Origin of the sequence: Tenacibaculum sp. Cn5-46 (assembly GCF_022347705.1) — a bacterium.
GTDB classification, from domain to species: domain Bacteria; phylum Bacteroidota; class Bacteroidia; order Flavobacteriales; family Flavobacteriaceae; genus Polaribacter; species Polaribacter aiptasiae.
Genome location: NZ_JAKRGD010000001.1, coordinates 160,685 through 180,637, shown reverse-complemented (window position 1 = coordinate 180,637; position 19,953 = coordinate 160,685). Strand labels below are relative to the sequence as shown.

The window sequence follows — 19,953 nt, the reverse complement described above, 5'->3', positions numbered from 1 at the left end:
ATTAATGGCCTAATCTATAGGCAGATGGTGTTCTTCCTTTTAGTTCTTTGAACTTTCTATTGAAATTAGATATGTTTTTAAAACCTGATTTTTCCGACACTTCAATTATTGAATAATCTTTGTTTTGCAAGAGTTTACATGCTTTTTCTATTCTAAGCTCGTTTAAAAAAGTAAAATACGTTTTATTAGTTCTTTGCTTAAAATATCTACAAAAAGCATTAGTGGTCATATTGGCCACTTCAGATATATCCTCTAACTCTATCTTTTTATTAAAATTGTTTAGTGTATAATCCATAACATCTCCCATTCGTTTACCTTCATTATCCGAATACTTCTTTTTATAAAAAAAAGACGAGAGAGGTTCTATTTCAGATTTTATGATAACATTAATCATCTTTATAAAAACAATGAACTTTACTAAATCCCTACTTTTTTGTAGTTTTAAAAAGTATTTTTTTAATTTTTCTTTGTTTGTTTTTACTCTAAAACTATTTTGAGAGTTCACAAAAAATGTGGTTAACTCCTTAAAATCATCTAGTTCAAAAAAATCTTTACCAAAAGATTCTTTTGTAAAAAAAAGCGATATCATAAACGATTTTTTAACTTTCGAAGTATCACTTTTAAAAACATGAGGCTGATTACCTCCAATAACAAAAATATCTTCAGACTCGTAATCATTAACCGTATCTCCAATAATCAACGTGCCCTCACCTTTCACTATATAACATATCTGTATTTCCTTATGTTGATGAAGCTTATCATAAAAAGCATTGCCTTTATCTTCTTGGTATATTAAACCTAAGTTTTTTGTTTTTGGTATTTCAAACGGTAGAACTTTCATGACTAATATTTTACGCTAATCTATAACATATTAACCAATATAATACTAAATTAACAATAGATAGATAATATAGTATACATAATAGCTAAAAAACAAACATATGTCTTTGGCAATCATATATAGATTTGCAATAAAAAAACAAAATGAGTATAAATTGGAAAGGCGTTATGCCTGCTGTAACAACAAAGTTTACAAACGAGGACACCTTAGATTTAAACATGTTTGAAGTGAATATTAAAGCACAGTTAGATGCTCAAGTTCATGGAATTGTTTTAGGTGGTACATTAGGAGAAGCTAGTACTTTATCAACAGAAGAAAAAAGAGAATTAACCAAAACTACAGTTGATATTGTAGATGGTAAAGTTCCTGTGTTAATGAATGTAGCTGAACAAACTACAAAAGGAGCTATTGAAGCTGCACAAAGAGCAGAAGAAGATGGAGCTAAAGGTCTTATGATGTTACCTCCTATGCGTTATAAATCTGGAGATAGAGAAACAATTGAATACTTCAAAGCAGTAGCAAACAATACTTCATTACCTATTATGGTTTACAATAACCCTGTAGATTATAAAGTGGAAGTTACATTGGATATGTTTGAAGATTTATTGGAATGTAAAAATATAGAAGCAGTAAAAGAATCAACTAGAGATATTTCAAACGTTACTAGGATTAAAAACCGTTTTGTTGATCGTTTAAAAATAATGACTGGTGTTGATACTTTAGCTCTTGAAAGTTTATTAATGGGTGCTGATGGTTGGATTGCTGGTTTAGTATGTGCTTTTCCAAAAGAAACAGTAGCTATTTACGAATTACAAAAAGCAGGAAGAATACAGGAGGCATTAGAAATATACCGTTGGTTTTTACCTTTGTTAGAATTAGATATAAATTCTAAATTAGTCCAAAATATCAAATTAGCAGAAGTAGCAACAGGTATAGGTACAGAGAATGTTCGTGCACCACGTTTACCATTAATTGGAAAAGAACGCAAACATGTATTAAATGTTATAGAAACTGGATTAAAGAACAGACCTACTTTGCCTGATTATAAAAACTTATAGAATGATAACAGGAAAAAATTATATAGGAGATACAATATCAGCAACAGGAAACAAAACATACACAACGTTTAACCCAGAGTTAAACAAAGAAAATGAAGTTGTTTATACTGAAGCAACTCAAGAAGAAATTAACGAAGCTGTTTCTTTAGCATCAAAAGCTTTTAAAGAGTATAGAAATGTTTCTGGGAAACAAAAAGCAGCTTTTTTAAACGCCATTGCTGATGAAATATTAGCTTTAGATGATGAGTTAATTAAAACTTATTGTTCAGAAACTGGATTACCAGAAGGTCGTGCAAAAGGAGAAAGAGGAAGAACTGTATTTCAATTACGTTCTTTTGCTGACTTAGTAGCAGAAGGTTCGTGGGTAGAAGCTACAATAGATACGGCTATTCCAACAAGAGAACCTTTACCTAAATCAGACATAAGAAAAATAAATATTCCATTAGGACCTGTGGTTGTTTTTGGTGCTAGTAATTTCCCACTTGCTTATTCAACGGCTGGTGGTGATACAGCAGCTGCATTAGCGGCAGGTTGTCCAGTTATAGTTAAATCGCATCCTATGCATGCTAGTACTGGTGAACTAGTTGCCTCTGCTATAATAAAAGCAGTTCAAAAAACTAATATGCCAAAAGGTGTATTTTCAAATCTAAATTCAAGTGGAATTGAAGTTGGACAACAATTAGTATCACATCCTGAAGTAAAAGCAGTTGGTTTTACAGGAAGTATACGAGGTGGAAGAGCTTTATTAGATTTAGCAGCTAAAAGAGAGGAACCGATTCCTGTATTTGCAGAAATGGGAAGTATTAATCCTGTGGTTATATTACCAAAAGCATTACAAAACAGAGCTGAGTCTTTAGCAAGTACTTATGCTGGTTCAATCACTTTAGGTACTGGGCAATTCTGTACAAATCCAGGGTTAATTTTAGGAATTAAAGGTGAAGAACTAACAAATTTCACAAATGATTTAGCTTCTAAAATTGTAGAAATATCTCCTTCATTAATGTTACATCCAAATATTGTTGCTGCTTATGAAAGTAATAAGGAAAAAGCATTAGCACAAAGTGGATTAGTTGTCGTTGGTAAATATGAAAACGAAGTACAATCTAATTATGCAACACAGATTATTACTACTGTAGAAGGAGCTACATTTTTAGAAAACACAACATTACATCAAGAGGTGTTTGGTCCTTTTTCAATGGTAGTACAATGTGAAAATGCAGCTCAATTAGAAGAAATAATTTCTCAATTAGAAGGGCAATTAACAGGAACTATTATTTCTGATGAAAATGAAGTAGCTCAATATGGATCTGTTGTTTCAGCATTACAAAACAGAGTTGGACGTATTATATTCAATGGAGTACCTACAGGTGTAGAAGTTTGTCCATCTATGGTACATGGAGGTCCATATCCAGCATCTACAGATAGTCGATTTACAGCAGTTGGAATTGGATCAATAAAACGTTGGGTACGTCCATTTAGTTATCAAGATTGGCCGAATGAATTATTGCCAGATGAACTAAAAAATGAGAACCCATTGCAAATTTCACGTTCGGTTAACGGTATGTTAACAAAAAACGGTGTCAATTAGTAAATTTTAAGAATTTCTTTAGATAGTACAAAAAATCAAACCTTATTTTTGCCCTGTCTAGAGATTGAAACAATGCCAGCTTTATTTTTATAATAGAGGAATTTTTTGAAGGGTTTTTTCTAAGAGAGAATACAAGCTGGCGCTTCAATTAAAGATGAGAAAGACTTTTTTTTGCGTCGATGCGCATACTTGTGGTAATCCAGTAAGAGTTGTTGCTGGTGGAGGACCAAATCTTATTGGTACCAACATGAGTGAAAAACGCCAACATTTTTTAAAAGAATACGATTGGATTCGTAAAGGTTTAATGTTTGAACCTAGAGGGCATGACATGATGAGTGGTTCTATCCTATTTCCTCCTCATAATCCAGAAAATGATTTTGCAATATTATTTATTGAAACATCTGGTTGCTTACCTATGTGTGGACATGGTACTATAGGAACTATAACTATTGCTATAGAGGAAGGCTTAGTTACTCCTAAAATACCTGGCAAAATTAAAATGGAAGCTCCAGCTGGTTTGGTTGAAATAGAATATCAACAAACAGGTAAAAAAGTAGATTGGGTTAGACTAACCAATGTTAAAAGTTATTTAGCAGCTGAAAATTTAACGGTTGATTGCCCTGAATTAGGAGAAATCACTTTTGATGTTTCTTATGGAGGAAACTACTACGCTATTGTTGATCCACAAAAAAACTTTAGTGGAGTTCATGATTTTACCGCTTCAAAAATTATTCAATATTCTCAGGTAGTAAGAGATAGAATTAATGAGAAATACCCAGACTTATTTATTCATCCAGAAAATGATACCATAAGAGATGTAACCCATATGCTTTGGACGGGTAATCCTTTAAACCCAACTTCTTCAGGACGTAATGCTGTTTTTTATGGCGACAAAGCTATTGATAGAAGCCCCTGTGGAACTGGTACTTCAGCTCGATTAGCTCAGTTACATGCTAAAGGAAAACTTAAAACTGGAGAAGAATTTATTCACGAAAGCTTTATTGGAAGTAAATTTATCGGAAGAGTAGAAAAAGAAACAACTTTAGCAGGGAAACCAGCCATTATTCCAAGTATACAAGGTTGGGCTAAAGTATACGGATATAACAACATTATTATTGACGATCAAGATGATCCATATGCACATGGATTCCAAGTAATATAAAATGAGTAAAAAAGTAGTAATTATTGGTGGTGGAATTATAGGTTTATCTTCAGCTTATTATTTACAAAAAGCTGGACATGAAGTTACAATTATTGATAAATCAGACTTTTCATCTGGAGCTTCTCATGTAAATGCAGGTATTATTACACCTAGTCATATTATTTCTTTAGCTGCTCCTGGTATGATTAACAAAGGAATAAAATGGATGTTTAGTTCCACAAGTCCTTTATCTATTAAACCTCGATTAGACCTTGACTTTTTTAAATGGTCCTTACTTTTTAAAAAAGCTTCTACTCATAAAAAAGTACAGCAATCAATTCCAGTCATAAAAGACATAAATTTGTTTAGTAAAGAATTATATGAAAATATAAAAGCTTCTAATGACTTTGACTTCTTTTATCAAGACAAAGGCTTATTAATGTACTATAAGACAGATAAAGCAGGTGAAGAAGAATGGAATGTGGGAAAACAAGCTATTAAAGAAGGGTTAAAAGTTGAAAACTTAACCAAAAAAGAAGTTCAAAAGCTAGAACCTAATAGTAACTTAGATATTAAAGGAGCTGTGTACTATCATTCAGATGCACATATGACTCCAAATGAATTTATTCCACAATTAAAATTACATTTAGAAAAAAACGGAGTTACTTTTTTATCAAATGAAGAAGTCTTAAAAATTAATATTTCTAAGAATGAAGTAACTTCAATCGATACCAATAAACAAAACATATTGGCAGATGAATATGTTTTAGCAACAGGCTCTTGGACACAAGATTTAGCTAAGGAATTACAAATAAATATTCCTGTACAAGCAGGTAAGGGTTATCGAATTAATGTAAAAGAAGAAACTGGCATTTCAATTCCAGCAATTCTTATGGAAGCAAAAGTTGCCGTTACCCCAATGAATGGTTTTACTCGATTTGCAGGAACCATGGAAATTGGAGGTATAAATCATAAAATAAACCCAGCACGTGTTAAAACAATAGCCAATGCTGGCGAACAATATTATTCTGGCTTAAAAATAAAACAAGAAGACATTGATAATGCCGATTGTGGTTTACGTCCTTGTTCTCCTGATGGTTTACCATATATTGGACGTTTATCTAAAGTTAAAAATGTTACCGTAGCAACTGGTCATGCAATGATGGGATGGAGTTTAGGACCTGCAACTGGAAAACTAGTTTCTGAAATTATTTCTGATGAAAAACCTAGCTTAAACTTAGCTCCTTTTAATGTAGAAAGATTTGCTTAAAAGCATTTTTAAACTTATTAATTTTATCGAATGATTTCAGAAAAACTAGCAGCCTTAAGAAAAGAAATGCTTCTAAAAAAAATAGATGCATTTATTATTCCTTCAACAGATCCACATCAATCAGAATATGTAGCTGATTATTGGAAATTACGTGAATACTTTTCTGGGTTTACTGGTTCAGCTGGAACATTGGTTGTTACACAAGATACAACTGCGTTATGGACAGATTCTCGTTACTTTTTACAGTTTGAGGACGAATGCGGAAATACTGAAGTTAAACTTCACAAACAATCTATACCACATGCACCAGAACATGTAAAGTGGCTTTGTAATTTGCTAAAAAACAATTCGGTTATAGGAATAGATTACCGTCAATTCTCTAAATCGCAAGTAGATTATATATTGAGTTTTACCAATGAAAAGCAAATTCAACTACAAAACGAGCCTCATTTTGCGAAACATATTTGGACAGACAGACCCAATCTTCCAAATTTTGAAATAGATATACATCCTTTTGAGTTTAGTGGAGAAACTACTGCTTCAAAACTTTCAAAAGTTCAAGAAGAAATTCAAAAACAAAACGCCGATTTTTATTTCTTTTCTTCATTAGATGAAATAGCTTGGTTGTTTAACATTCGTTCTCGTGATGTTGATTTTACCCCCCTGGTTACTGCATATGCTTTAGTAGGAAAAGAAAAAACTCTTTTATTCTGTAATAAAAATAGATTTTCTCAATCTGCTATTACTGCTTTTGAAAAGCTACATATTGAAATAGTTTCTTACGATTCAATTGCAACTATTTTACCTTTAATAACCAATGATAAAAACATTATTACTGATTCTTCTTCTTTAAATTACGCTGTGTTTGATGCTATAAATGGTAAATTCCAATATCAAAACTCAATAGTTAAAGAGTTAAAAGCCATAAAAAACACTGTTGAAATACAAGGTGAAGAAAACTGTATGCTAAAAGACGGTGTAGCACTAACAAAATTCTTTATTTGGCTGGAAAAAGAATTAGAAAAAAAATCAATTTCTGAATACGAATTAGGAAAAAAACTAGAAAGTTTTAGACAACAACAAGAGTATTATGTTGGTGAATCTTTTGCTGCCATTGTTGGATATAAAAAAAATGGCGCTATTATTCACTATACAGCACCAGAACAAGGTTCTTCTATCATAAAAAATGAAGGTATTTTATTATTAGATAGTGGCGCTCAATATAAAGACGGTACTACAGATATTACACGAACTATATGGTTAGGAGGTACTCCTTCTGAAAAAATTAAAACAGCATACACATCAGTTTTAAAAGGATATATTTCTTTAGAACAACAACAATTTCCTTTAGGAACTACAGGAACTCAAATTGATGCTTTTGCTCGTATGCATTTATGGCAAAACGGTTTAAACTACCCTCATGGAACTGGACATGGTATTGGAAGTTTTGGTATGGTGCATGAGCCTGCTCAAGGTTTTGCTACTGGACCCACAACTGCTAGAGGTACTACTCCTCATTTAGCCAATCAATTTACAACTATAGAACCTGGTTGCTATGTTACCAATGAATTTGGAATTCGTATTGAAAACATTGTTCTTTCTGAAGTAGTCCAAGAAACTGAATTTGGTACATTTTTAGGTTTTAGACCTTTAACTCTTTGTTACATAGACACACAACTAATCAATGTTACTATGTTAACCAATAAAGAAATTGAATGGTTAAATTCTTATCATCAAAAAGTCATAAAAAAACTCACTCCCTTATTAAATAATAATGAAGTGAGTTGGTTACAAAACAAATGTAAACCTATAGAATTATCTTAGTATAAATCCGTCTTTCATTGGGTCATTAGGATCTATTATAAAAGTTTGTTTTCCTGTAATATAAGCAGTTCCTTCTACTTGCGGTATTACTGATGTAAACGAACCATATTGGTCTTCTGAAACTACGGAACCTTTAAATACAGAACCTGTTATACTTTCTATAGTCATAGTTTCTCCAAAGTCTATTTCTTTTCTAGCCTTATGTATTGCCATTCTTCCTGATACTCCTGATCCAGTAGGACAACGATCTACTTCACCTTCAGCAAAAATGCATACATTTCTACTATCATTACCTGACTCTTGCTTTGTATTATCAATAAAAATAGTTCCATATAAAAAGCTTAAATCTTCTTCATATGGATGTTTCACTTCTTTATCTTCTTTCATTACCGCATGTTTAATATCCATTCCTTTGCTTATTAATTTTCGGTAAGAATTAGAGGTTAAATCAAAATCTAATTTATTTTTAGCCATATCAACATATGCATAAAAAGCACCTCCATAAGCTAAATCATACACTACCTCTCCTACTCCATCTACATTTACCTTTCTATCTAAACCTACAACAAAACTAGGTACACAATGAAAACGAACTCCTGTTACTTTTCCATCTTTAACATTTGCATATGATGTAATTCTACCACAAGGTGCATCTATTTTTAAAATATTATCACCTTCTTTTACATCTACCCAATTCATTTCTATTGCCAACGTAGAAATAGCTATAATGGCATGCCCGCACATTGTAGAATACCCTTCGTTATGTAAAAACAGAATTCCAAAATCACCTTCATCATCATTAGGTGGTAATAAAATACAACCATACATATCTGCATGACCACGTGGTTCAAACATTAATGCTGTTCTTAAATGATCATAATTTTCTTTACAATATCTACGATATTCTAATACCGAATTTCCTTTTAATTCTGGAAATCCATCTACAATAACACGTAAAGGTTCTCCCCCTGTGTGCATATCAATAGTTTTGATTTGCAACCAATCTTCAGACGGATTGAACTCTGTTTTTGAAAGTATATTTTGGTATGTTTTACTCATTGGTATATTGATTGTAATAATAATTTGCAGCTGCTAAATCTTCCAGAGCATGCCCTACTGATTTAAAAACTGTTATTTCTGTTTCTGAAATTCTTCCTTTGTTCTGATCTGAACTTAACTCAAATAAATCTGCTTTAATTTCCTCCTCTTTAAGCGTTCCATTTTCCAATGGTATTACTATATCTCCGCTTTCTTTTAAACCTCCTTGAAAAGTATCTACAAATACCGTTGCTTTCGTTATCACATCATCGTCAGCTTCTCTCATATTCTTTTTATACGCTCCTACAAGATCTATATGTTGTCCTTCTCTTACCAATTTACCTAAAACTAAAGGTGTTGCTGATAATGTTGCGCAAGAAATAATATCTACCTCTCCTATTTTCTCTTCAATAGTTTGAATGGCTGTTATAAAGAAGTTTTCTTCTTGTAAACTATTAACTATACTAACAGCTTTTTCAAAATTCCTTCCCCAAACAAACACTTCTTTTATAGGTCTAACTGAAGCATGTGCTTTAATAAGATTTACTGATAAAGCTCCTGTACCAATCATTAATAAAGAACTTGAATTTTCTTTTGATAAAAATGTGGATGCCAAAGCTGAAGCAGCAGCCGTTCTTTTTACTGTTAAACTTTTTGCTTCTAAAATAGCTTTAATAGTACCTTTTAAAGCATCTAAGTATATGTATGTCCCATTTATAGAAGGTAAATTAAATTGACCATTCTCCGGACTTACTGTTACTATTTTTACTCCTGCATTTTTATTGGGTTCCCAAGCTGGCATTAACAATAATGTAGAATCTGCTTCAACCTCTGGATTTGGAAAATCGTGATGATGCCTCATAGGAACAATCACATCTTTTTTAGAAAAGCTTTTTTTTAATTCAGCTATTAGCTCAGGGAAACTCGTATTTCCTTCAATAAAATCGCTACTTATTTGAATAATAGGGTTCATAGGATAAAAGTACATGTTTTTTAGTTTTTAAGAATATCTTACCCTAATACACATCAATATTTACATTAATATAGATAAAATAGTATCATATCGAGTTTTCTAAAGCCTTTAATTTTAACCAATAAATATTTGATTATGAAACTATTTAAATTTTTGCCTTTTCTTTTTCTAATAACTCTTCTTTCTTGTAAAGAAACAAAAGAGAAAAAGGAAATCACATTTAAAACCCAACTACAAAACTTATTTCCTAAAGCTCAAATAGACTCTATTAAAGTTAACGATCACTTTACTGATGCCTATCAAGTTGTTTTGGAACAAAATTTAAATCCTAAAAATCCATCAGAAGGAACTTTTAAACATTATATGTATGTTTCCCATGCCGATTATAAAAACCCAACAGTAATTATTACTGATGGTTATGCTTCAAGAAACAGAACTACTGAATTAAGCAAGCTTTTAAAAGGAAATCAGGTTATTGTTGAATATAGAATGTATGGAAAATCTAGACCCGACTCTATTCCTTGGAAATATTTAACCAACGATAATGCTATTGAAGATTATCATGCTATTGTAAGCAAATTAAAAACCTTATACAAAGGAAAATGGTTGTCTTCAGGAATTAGTAAGGGAGGTGAAACTACATTAATTTATAAATCTAAATATCCTAATGATATTGATGTAGCTGTTCCGTATGTAGCTCCATTAATTAATGGTTTGGAAGATGAAAGAACTACAAACTTAATTAACTCTGTAGGCAGTGAAGAATGTAGAAACGCTATTAAAAACTTTCAAAGAACTGTTCTAAAAAACAGAGTCGAAATACTTAATCATTTAACTTCTTATGCTGAAGAAAAGAAAATGAATTTTACTGAACTTTCTCAAGAGGAAGCTTTAGAATACTCTGTTTTAGAATTCCCTTTTTCATTTTGGCAATGGGGTGGAAAATGCAATGAAATTCCTTCTGAAAAAGCTAGCTCTAAAGAATTATTTGATTATTTGGTAAAAGTTTCTGGCTTTACTTTGTATAGCGATTGGGGATTTGATTATTATCTTCCTTCTTTTTATCAACACATTAAAGAATTAGGATATTATGGTTTTGATTTAGAACCTGTAAAAGACTTATTAAAGGTTGTTACTTCTTCATCTAACATGAGATTTGCTCCTAAAAATGTTGACCTATCGTATAATGAAAATTATATCAAAGAGGTAAGAGATTTTGTTGAAAACAAAGGAAACAACATATTGTATATTTATGGCGCATACGACCCTTGGGGTGCTTGTGCTCCAAATCCAAAGCCTAATGTAGATGCTTTAAAAATGGTATTGGCTGATGCTGATCATGGTACAAGGATTAAACACTTTTCTAAAGAAGATCAAGAAAAAATTTATAACAAACTACAGACTTGGCTAGGAAAAGATGTGAAACTATATCCTGTAAAATAGTTTGATACTCTTATTTTTAGTTCAAAAAAAACACTTTAGAAAATTCTAAAGTGTTCTTTTATTTACTTATTTTTTATAATTCGCTATTCCTTTTTCTAGCCAATTAAAATATTCATCTGCATCAGGTGTATATGCCACTGGATCTATTAAGTTAGATTCATCGTGTGCCATTAATACATAAAATGGTTGTGAATTAGCCTTATACTTAATAGTCTGTAATTCACTCCACTTTTGACCTATATACTTTAGTTTCTTTCCTGGATTTAACTTAGAGTCTACAACTTCATTCTCTTCTAAAGGTCTTTTGTCATCTACATAAAGAGAAATCAGTACTACTTTATTCTTTAAAACATCTAAAACTTTAGGTTTTACCCATACGTTTTGTTCCATTTTACGACAGTTAACACAAGCATGCCCTGTAAAATCGATCATAACTGGTTTTCCAACTTTTTTAGCATACGCTAATCCTTTATCATAATCGTGAAAAGCCACTATATCATGAGGAGGCATTAAGTGTGCTCCTTCTGGCAATCCACCATGATCATCATTTTGTTGGTTAGCAACACTCATTGTTCCTTGTTTTGTAAATCCAACTCCATATGGCGATTCGCTATAATGTTGTGGTGGTGGAAAAGCACTAATTAAATTTAAAGGTGCTCCCCATAAACCTGGTATCATATATATAGTAAATGATAAAGCTACTAAACCTAAGCTTAATCTTCCTACTGAAATATGACTTTGTGGACTATCGTGAGGTAATTGTATTTTTCCGAATAAATAAAATGCTAATGCTCCAAAAATTGCAATCCAAATAGCAATAAACACTTCTCTTTCTAATAAGTGCAGTTGTAATACTAAATCTGCATTTGATAAGAATTTAAATGCTAATGCTAATTCTAAGAATCCTAAAACAACTTTTACTGTATTTAACCAACCTCCCGATTTTGGTAATGAATTTAACCAACCCGGGAATGCTGCAAATAAAGCAAATGGTAAAGCAATTGCCGATGAGAATCCTAACATTCCTACCACAGGTGCTATTCCTCCTTTTGTAGCTGCTTCTACTAATAAAGTCCCAACAATTGGTCCTGTACATGAAAAAGATACAATTGCTAAGGCTAATGCCATGAAAAAGATTCCTATCAATCCTCCTCTATCTGCTTGTGAATCTACTTTTGTTGCCCATGAACTTGGCAATGTAATTTCAAATGCTCCAAGGAACGATACAGCAAAAATGATTAATATTAAAAAGAATGCTATGTTAAACCATACATTTGTTGACAATGCATTTAATGCATCGGCTCCAAAAATTCCAGTTACTACATATCCTAACAATACATAAATTGCTATAATAGACAATCCGTAGATAATAGCATTTCTAATTCCTTTCGATTTACTCTTACTTTGTTTTGTAAAAAAGCTAACCGTCATTGGAATCATTGGAAACACACATGGCGTTAACAACGCTGCAAAACCTGATAAAAAGGCAATAATAAAAATACTTACTAAACCTTTCTTCTCTTTAGCTTTTCCTTCTTTAGTAACTGCTTTCTTTGCTTCTCCTTTTTTTGAAGCCATAGTAGCTTTCTCTAAATCGAAAACTAAGTCTACTTCTTTAGGAGGCAAACATTGCTCATCAGTACAAGCAATAAATTCAACAAAAGCATTTACCTTTTTTATTTGGCTATCTACTAATTCTATATTTTGTTCAAAAACGGCTTTAATAGCGAAGGATTTAATACTCATTCCTTCTTCATTAAAAAGCTTTGTAAACTTTAATTTCCCTTTAGGTTCTGATGTATTTCCTAGTAATTTAATTTTACCTCCTTCATCATCATATGTAAAAGTAGTAGGGATTGGTCCACCTTGTGGAACTTCCTGAGAATACAAAGTCCAACCTTGCTCAATTATGGCTTCGGCTTTTAATTTGTACTTTGATTCTGACGTTTTTTCTACTTTAGTTTTCCATTTTATAGGATTGAAAATTTGCCCTTTTACGCCAAAACTAATCGTAAAAAGGAGCAAGAATGCAAAAAGGTTCTTCATTTAAACTTTATTAAGGGGATAATTTTTTAATTTACTGAAAAAGATAAATCTACTTCTTTAGGAGGTAAACAATTTGTACCAGAACATACCATGTATTCTACTGTTCCTTTAATTACAAACTTCTCTGTAGTTTTTAATCTTACTCGTTGTGTAAAAACAGCTTTCTTATCAAAGTATTTAACACGCATGTCAAACAACTTATCATCAACTTCATGTCCTTCTCCTTCTTTTGTATTTCCTTTTTTTAAGTAACGTTGGTCACCAACAAAAGAAAATAACGTAGGGATTGGACCTCCTTTTGGTATATTTTGCGAGTAAATATGCCAATCGTTTTCTAAACTTGCCGTAGCTACTAATTCAGCTTCTTTTTCTGAAATTTTCTTTACAGATGTAGTCCATTTTACAGGATTGTGGATTTGTCCGTACGACACGATACTTGTTAAGAATAACAATACTACTATTAATTTCCTCATTTTTATACAGTTAGTAGGTTTATAAAAATTTCGGTAAAAATAGCATCTTTATTTTTAATAACACGATTTCAGCAAATAAACTTTGTTTATAGTAAAAAAGAGCAACCATCTCTGATTACTCTTAACCGTTAGTGTTTAATAGACTTTGTTAGTCTTTTCACCCTTAAAAAACAACTAACATTCACCTTTATTAAAGACGTTATATTTTACCTATCCTTACCATTGCATTCGAGATTCTTTTGAATTTACAAACGTTTTACCATGTCTCATAAAATTTGTTCGTGGCATACCCAAAGAAAAATACTTAGCTCCGTTAAAATTTATTGTGGCTTCTTGGTAAATTCCATTCTTTACAAATGGCACCATTACAACGTTAGTAGTAAACGCTTCATCATCTGCCACAAACAAAGTTAACCCTTGTAAATTCACAAAAATTGAAGTAGCTACTGCATCTGATATTTGCACTTTTACATCATCAACGGTACCGGTCTCATTAACTAACCAATTACGAATAATTTTTTTTGAAAACACACTAGGGATACCTGAATTAACCATTGTAGCTCCACCATTATTATTACCCCATATTAAAAAACTTTTATTATTTGTAAATGTATTTGAGTTGTCTGCATTGGTAGCCTCAATACTTCCTAATCCTATACTAACTATAGCTGTTGAATTTGCTGATTTTGATTGTTTTTGATGCAACGCCGAAGCTTCATCTCTTCCAATACCAGCTACATCTATTGAGTATAATAAATTTGAAGTAGCATCCCAGATAACTGTTCCATCGCTTGCTAAATAGTTTGTTGGTGTTGATTGATTTAAGGTAATTCCATATTTTACTGCATTATAGCTATTAACTCGTTGTCTTTCTGTACTAGAAAGCACTTTACTATATAAAATTACTTCACTAATATCTCCTGTAAAAATTTCATTATGTACTGCTCCTATATATACACCACTAGATCCTGTTGGAAATGAAAAATCAGTAGTATTTACTGTTGTAAGTGCTTTAAATTGTCCATTAAACTGAATTCCCCAATTATTAGCTGCACTATGAGTTCCGTAAATGTTCCAATTTTCAAGGGCTACTGGATGTCCAAGTATAGAAGATACGCCTGGTTTAGGATCGTCAATAGCATTAGTTATTGGATTAAACCCTAAACGATCTGTAGTAAAGGACCCTTGATAAAGTCTTCCTGTTTGATCGGGATAATAATAATCTCTTGCAGAGTTTGCTCCTCCAAAATCATAAGGATGCCCATTGGTTATACCTGGAGCTGGGGTAATATTACTTTTAGTTACAGTAATTACTTCAATTGCAGTATAAGTATTTGTAAAAAAATGATCAGTACTTAAAGAAATATAATCATCTCCATCAAACCTAATTGATGGATTATAACTTAAATCAAGCTGGAGAGATGTAGGGTCACCAGTAACTACGTTTGCATCTCTTTTGAAAGTTGATTGATCTTTCCACTCTGTAACAACTGAGCTTCCTACTACACCTACATTTGCTTTTAACCAAAACCCTAAGCCAGTTTTCACTCCTCCTGGCGCTACTATATCTCTATAATCTATATCATCAATTTCATCAGAATTGGGTAAAGTAGTAGGATTATTTAGACTACCATTTACATCTGCGTATGTTGGGTTTGCTGTTACACCACCTTCTACATTATCATTTTCTCCTTGATTATCTGAATCTAAATCTAAATAATCCGGATCATCTGTACCATCAGTATTTACAGGTGTTAAACCTCCTAAATATGCTGAATTTAATCCATTATTAGCAATATATGTTGCAGGAGTATCTGCATTTGGTGCTATATAACCTACTGTAGCCTGAGCTTCTACATTGTCTGGTATACCATCTCCATCAGAATCTAAATCTAAATGATTAGGTATTCCATCTCCATCTGGATCAAGACCAAAACTACCACTAAAGGTAATTTCATCTGTATTATTTATATTACCTACGTTCTGTATATTTTGGCTAATTTGTGAACCTGTTTGAAAAGTTCCATCACCATTTCCTTTATAAAAAACTATTTGATTTGAAAAATCTGATAAAAAAAAGATATCAATAGTACCGTCCGCATCTGCATCTCCTAAAAGAGTAACTTCAAATAAATCACTTCCCACATTTTGCACATTTACATTTGTTGACACTCCATTCTGAAAAGTCCCATCACCATTTCCTTTATAAAAAGTTGTGAGATTTCCAGCACCATCAATATAAATTATATCTAAAACACCATCATTATCGGCATCACCTGAAAAAGTAGAATCAGCTATATCACCTATCCCTCCAACACTTGGTACATTTATATTAGTTGTTACTCCATTTTGAAAAGTTCCATTACCATTTCCTTTGTAAAAAATTATTCTATTACTTTCTGATATCCAATATATATCAATAATACCATCGCTATCTATATCACCTGCAAATGTAAGTTGTGTAACATCACATCCTACATCTGGTACATTAACAGTAGTTGTTATAGCATTTTGAAAAGTTCCATCTCCATTTCCTTTATAAAAAATACTTTGATTCCAAAATGCTAATATCCAGAACACATCTAAAACACCATCTCCGTCTGCATCTTTTAAAAAAGCAACTTCACCAGAATTAGTACCTACATTAGGAATATTCATATTTGTTATTACACCATTTTGAAAAGTCCCATCACCATTCCCTTTATAGAAGGTAATTCTATTATCAAATTCTGAAATAAATATTATATCTTGTAGATAATCACCATCTACATCTCCTATAAATGTATTCTCTCCAAAAGAAGTTCCAATCTTAGGTATGTTTATATTAGTTACCTTCCCTGTATCAAATGTTCCATCATTTTTACCTTTATAAAAAATAGTTTGATTATTTCTTGTTATCCATAAGACATCAATAGGGCTTTCTTCTACATCTAAAATCCCATCATTATCGTCATCAACATCAATATTATCTACAACACCATCTCCATCGGTATCTTGTGAATAAGTTATGTGTACTATATTTATTGAAAATAATATGCATAAAAATATTATTAGATTTACTCGTTTCATCTTGTTATGTTTTTATTGTTAAGGGCAATATCAACTACACTAACCTTTCTAGTCTTATTGCCTGCGACTTTGTTAGATTTAATAGTAAGCATTTATAATTTCTGCTTCTATAACTCCTGAAATCATATTAACAGAAGCTTCCCTACCAATACTATTAGGTAAAAGATGAGTATGTAACCCCTGTATATCGTTAATCAAATACCTATTTAGACATACAGGACTTTATTAATTATTCTCTTTCTACATTCCTAATTCTATGGTTTTAGTGTTTCTTATTTTTATTTTAAAAATCATTCATTTATCCTAATAAGTAAACAAGGTTCTTTTACCTAATTATTTACCACTCCATTCTAGTTTCTCTAAGATTTTTAAATGTTTTTCCATGACGCATAAAATTAGATCGTGGTATACCCAAAGAAAAATACTTAGCTCCGTTAAAATTTATAGTGGCTTCTTGGTAAATTCCATTTTTCACAAATGGCACCATTACAACGTTAGTAGTAAACGCTTCATCATCTGATACAAATAGAGTAAGTCCTTCAGTACTTACAAATAATGAGGTTGCTAATGCATCTGATATCTGTACCTTAACATCATCAACAGTACCAGTTTCGTTTACCAACCAATTACGAAGAGTCTTTTTTGAAAACACATCTGGGATACCTGTATTAACCACTGTAACCCCACCATTATTATTACCCCAAACTAAAAAATTCTTATTATTAGTGAATGTATTTGGATTGTCTGCATTGGTAGCCTCAATACTTCCTAATCCTATAGTAACTATAGCCGTAGAATTTACTGATTTTGATTGCTTTTGATGCAACGCTGATCCTTCATCTCTTCCAATACCAGCTACATCTGTTGAGTATAATAAATTTGAAGCAGCATTCCATATGACAGTTCCATCACTTGCTACATAATCTAAGGGACTTGCTTGATTTAAAGTAATTCCATACTTTATTGCATTGTAAGTATTTACTCGCTGTCTTTCTATAGCTGTTAATGTTCTACTATACAATATTACTTCACTTATATCTCCTGTATAAATTTCATTCTGTACTGCTCCAATGTATACTCCGTTAACTGGTGTAGGTGATGAAGGAAATTCAAAATCGGTAATATTATTTGTAGTAGTCGCTTTAAATTGTCCATTAAACTGAATTCCCCAATCATTAGCTGCACTATGAGTTCCGTAAATATTCCAATTTTCAAGAATCACTGGATGTCCAACTATAGAAGAAACACCTGGTTTAGGGTCATCAATAACATTAGTTACCGGGTTAAACCCTAAACGATCCGTAGTAAAAGAACCTTGATAAAGTTTACCTGTTTGATCGGGATAATAATAATCTCTTGCAGAGGTTGCTCCTCCAAAATCATAAGGATGTCCATTACTTACCCCAGGTGTTACTACATAATTACTCTTGGTAACTGTAATTGCTTCAGCTGCTGTGTACAAATTTGTGAAAAATTTATCATTGTCACTCAAAGAATAATAATCATCTCCATCAAAATTAATTACTGGATTAAAATTTAAATTAGTTGTTGAAAATGAAGGATCTCCAGTAACAACATTTGCATCTCTCTTAAAGGGCGTTTGATCTTTCCATTCCGTAACAGTGGTTGTTCCAACCGTACCTGCATTTGCTTTTAACCAATAACCTAATCCTATTTTTACACCTCCAGGCGCTACAATATCTCTATAATCCACATCATCCACCTCATCAGAATTTGGTAATGTTGTAGGATCATCTATAGAACCATTTACATCAGTATATGTTGGATTTGCCATTACACCTCCTTCTATATTATCATTCTCTCCTTGATTATCTGAATCCAAATCAAAATAGTCTGGTTCATCAGTTCCATCTGTATTTACAGGGGTTAAACCTCCTAAATAAGCTGAATTTAATCCTCTATTGGTAATATAAGTTGCTGGGCTATCTGCATTTGGAGAAACATAAGTTGCTGTAAGTTGTGCTTCTACATTATCTGGAATACCATCGCCATCAGAATCTAAATCTAAATGATTGGGTACCCCATCTCCATCTCTATCAGTATTAAAACTTGCTAAATAAGTATTTTCACTAGAACCTATTCCTACTTGTGGCACTGTGATATTAGTTACCTGACCAACCTGAAATGTTCCATCTCCATTTCCTTTATATAGAATTGTTCGATCTAAAGCTTCTGATATAAAGGTAAAATCTAAATTCCCATCTGCATCTACATCTCCTAAAAATGTATTTTCAGAATCGGTAGTTCCTACATCTAATATGGTAACATTTGTTGTAACACCATCTTGAAAAGTTCCATCTCCATTCCCTTTATTAAAAACAGTTGTATTATTTTGTCCAATATAAACTATATCTAAAATTCCATCATCATCTACATCACCTATACCTGTGTAACTACTTACATTATCATAACCCGCTACATAAGGAATATTTGGATTTGTAGTTACTCCATCTTGAAAAGTTCCATCTCCATTTCCTTTATAAAAAATAGTTTGATTAGCCATAATAAAAATCACATCCATATTCCCATCATTATCTATATCTCCTGTATATGTAGTTTTAAAAAATGCATATCCTATGTTTGGAACATTTACACCTGTTGTTAAACCTCCTTGGAAAGTACCATCTCCATTTCCTTTATAAAAAATAGATTGATTCCAATCTGCCATCCAAAATATATCTAAAATACCATCACCATCTAAGTCTTCCATAAAAGTAACTTCTGAACCAGCACTTCCTACATTAATAAGGTTTGTAGTTGTTATAGTTCCTGTTTGAAAAGTACCATTTCCATTTCCTTTGTAAAAAACAACTTGATTTGGCCCTTCTAAAACTGTTACTATATCAAGAATTTTATCTCCATCTACATCACCTATAAGAGCATTTTTTTGATTATCAACTCCAGCAAAAGGAATATTCATATTTGTGGTTACTCCATGTTCAAACTTCCCATCGTTATTTCCTTTATAAAAAATACTTTGGTTAAATTGTGAAAACCAAACTACATCAAGAGGGCTTTCTATTACATCTAAAATACCATCGTTATCATCGTCTATATCCTGAGTATCTACAACACCATCTCCATCGGTATCTTGAGAATAACTATTATGCATACTACTCATAAAGAGTAGTATACCTAATAGTATTATATTTTTTATCTGTTTCATGA

At 31.9% G+C, this 19,953-nt stretch carries 13 protein-coding genes; 6 read left to right on the top strand and 7 right to left on the bottom strand.

Annotated elements, in window-relative coordinates; all coding sequences use genetic code 11:
* Nucleotide 1 precedes the first annotated feature (1 nt).
* Entirely contained in the window at nucleotides 2-841 is an 840-nt protein-coding gene (locus tag MHN29_RS00780) for an AraC family transcriptional regulator (RefSeq protein ID WP_235273510.1), read from the bottom strand.
* Nucleotides 842-984: 143 nt separating this feature from the next.
* Between MHN29_RS00780 and MHN29_RS00775 the strand changes: the two genes are divergently transcribed.
* The 5 genes from MHN29_RS00775 (at nucleotide 985) to MHN29_RS00755 (ending at nucleotide 7,722) form a co-directional block, all read left to right on the top strand.
* Nucleotides 985-1,899: a dihydrodipicolinate synthase family protein gene (locus MHN29_RS00775; RefSeq protein ID WP_235273511.1), complete on the top strand. Its 915-nt coding sequence runs from the start codon at nucleotides 985-987 to the stop codon at nucleotides 1,897-1,899.
* 1 nt (nucleotide 1,900) lies between these two features.
* On the top strand, nucleotides 1,901-3,487 hold the full coding sequence (locus tag MHN29_RS00770; protein WP_235273513.1) for an aldehyde dehydrogenase (NADP(+)): 1,587 nt from the start codon (nucleotides 1,901-1,903) through the stop codon (nucleotides 3,485-3,487).
* Between the two features lie 154 nt (nucleotides 3,488-3,641).
* Complete coding sequence (locus MHN29_RS00765; protein WP_235273514.1) at nucleotides 3,642-4,649, top strand: 4-hydroxyproline epimerase; 1,008 nt, start codon at nucleotides 3,642-3,644, stop codon at nucleotides 4,647-4,649.
* 1 nt (nucleotide 4,650) lies between these two features.
* Nucleotides 4,651-5,898 (top strand): FAD-binding oxidoreductase, encoded by a 1,248-nt coding sequence (locus tag MHN29_RS00760; RefSeq protein ID WP_235273515.1) that lies wholly within the window; start codon nucleotides 4,651-4,653, stop codon nucleotides 5,896-5,898.
* A 30-nt stretch (nucleotides 5,899-5,928) separates the two neighbouring features.
* Nucleotides 5,929-7,722 carry an aminopeptidase P family protein gene (locus tag MHN29_RS00755; protein ID WP_235273517.1) on the top strand — a complete coding sequence of 598 codons (1,794 nt, stop codon included), beginning with the start codon at nucleotides 5,929-5,931 and terminating at the stop codon, nucleotides 7,720-7,722.
* Here the strand turns inward: MHN29_RS00755 and MHN29_RS00750 are convergent.
* Both MHN29_RS00750 and MHN29_RS00745 read right to left on the bottom strand, forming a co-directional pair.
* Nucleotides 7,714-8,781 carry a proline racemase family protein gene (locus tag MHN29_RS00750; protein WP_235273519.1) on the bottom strand — a complete coding sequence of 356 codons (1,068 nt, stop codon included), beginning with the start codon at nucleotides 8,779-8,781 and terminating at the stop codon, nucleotides 7,714-7,716. The two genes, MHN29_RS00755 and MHN29_RS00750, sit on opposite strands and share 9 nt — an antisense overlap.
* The gene (locus MHN29_RS00745; RefSeq protein WP_235273520.1) at nucleotides 8,774-9,748 is read right to left on the bottom strand and encodes an ornithine cyclodeaminase family protein; all 975 of its coding nucleotides are present in this window, start codon (nucleotides 9,746-9,748) and stop codon (nucleotides 8,774-8,776) included. The genes MHN29_RS00750 and MHN29_RS00745 overlap by 8 nt, the downstream gene beginning before the upstream one ends.
* A 120-nt stretch (nucleotides 9,749-9,868) precedes the next feature.
* Here MHN29_RS00745 and MHN29_RS00740 point away from each other — a divergent pair, with 120 nt between their 5' ends.
* Nucleotides 9,869-11,176, top strand: coding sequence for a S28 family serine protease (locus MHN29_RS00740; RefSeq protein ID WP_235273521.1), 1,308 nt, complete (start codon nucleotides 9,869-9,871; stop codon nucleotides 11,174-11,176).
* 66 nt (nucleotides 11,177-11,242) lie between these two features.
* Here MHN29_RS00740 and MHN29_RS00735 read toward each other — a convergent pair whose 3' ends face one another.
* From MHN29_RS00735 to MHN29_RS00720, 4 genes are all read right to left on the bottom strand, one after another.
* A complete protein-coding gene (locus MHN29_RS00735) occupies nucleotides 11,243-13,222 on the bottom strand; it encodes a protein-disulfide reductase DsbD (protein ID WP_235273522.1) in 1,980 nt (659 codons plus the stop codon).
* 26 nt (nucleotides 13,223-13,248) lie between these two features.
* Nucleotides 13,249-13,695, bottom strand: a complete 447-nt coding sequence (locus MHN29_RS00730) for a protein-disulfide reductase DsbD domain-containing protein (RefSeq protein ID WP_235273523.1) — start codon at nucleotides 13,693-13,695, stop codon at nucleotides 13,249-13,251.
* Between the two features lie 216 nt (nucleotides 13,696-13,911).
* Nucleotides 13,912-16,764: a VCBS repeat-containing protein gene (locus MHN29_RS00725; RefSeq protein WP_235273525.1), complete on the bottom strand. Its 2,853-nt coding sequence runs from the start codon at nucleotides 16,762-16,764 to the stop codon at nucleotides 13,912-13,914.
* 337 nt (nucleotides 16,765-17,101) lie between these two features.
* A complete protein-coding gene (locus MHN29_RS00720) occupies nucleotides 17,102-19,951 on the bottom strand; it encodes a VCBS repeat-containing protein (protein ID WP_235273526.1) in 2,850 nt (949 codons plus the stop codon).
* Nucleotides 19,952-19,953: the final 2 nt, after the last annotated feature.